This window comes from Streptomyces zaehneri (assembly GCF_032248645.1).
Classification (GTDB): Bacteria; Actinomycetota; Actinomycetes; order Streptomycetales; family Streptomycetaceae; genus Streptomyces; species Streptomyces coriariae.
Map to the genome: position 1 here is coordinate 1 of NZ_JASTTJ010000072.1, position 456 is coordinate 456.

Annotated in this window: 1 rRNA gene; it reads left to right on the forward strand. The window is 60.3% G+C overall.

Annotated elements, in window-relative coordinates:
* A 16S ribosomal RNA gene (locus QQM72_RS40690) occupies positions 1-108 on the forward strand; the annotation flags it as partial.
* Between the last annotated feature and the right edge of the window lie 348 nt (positions 109-456).

A 456-nucleotide genomic window follows, 5' to 3' on the forward strand; every position in this document is an offset into this window, starting at 1 on the left:
GGTGGCCCAACCCCTTGTGGGAGGGAGCTGTCGAAGGTGGGACTGGCGATTGGGACGAAGTCGTAACAAGGTAGCCGTACCGGAAGGTGCGGCTGGATCACCTCCTTTCTAAGGAGCACTTCTTACCGGGCTTGCCCGGTCAGAGGCCAGTACATCGGCGTACGTCCGATGCTGGTTGCTCATGGGTGGAACGTTGATTATTCGGCCGGGTTTCCGGGTCGGAGGCTGCGAGTACTGCTCTTCGGAGCGTGGAAAGCATGATCTTCGGACGGGAGCTGGCCGGGCACGCTGTTGGGTATCTGAGGGTATGGCCGTATGGCTGCCTTCAGTGCCGGCCCCAGTGCACTCGGAACCGTAGGGTTTCGGGGTGATGGGTGGCTGGTCGTTGTTTGAGAACTGCACAGTGGACGCGAGCATCTGTGGCCAAGTTTTTAAGGGCGCACGGTGGATGCCTTG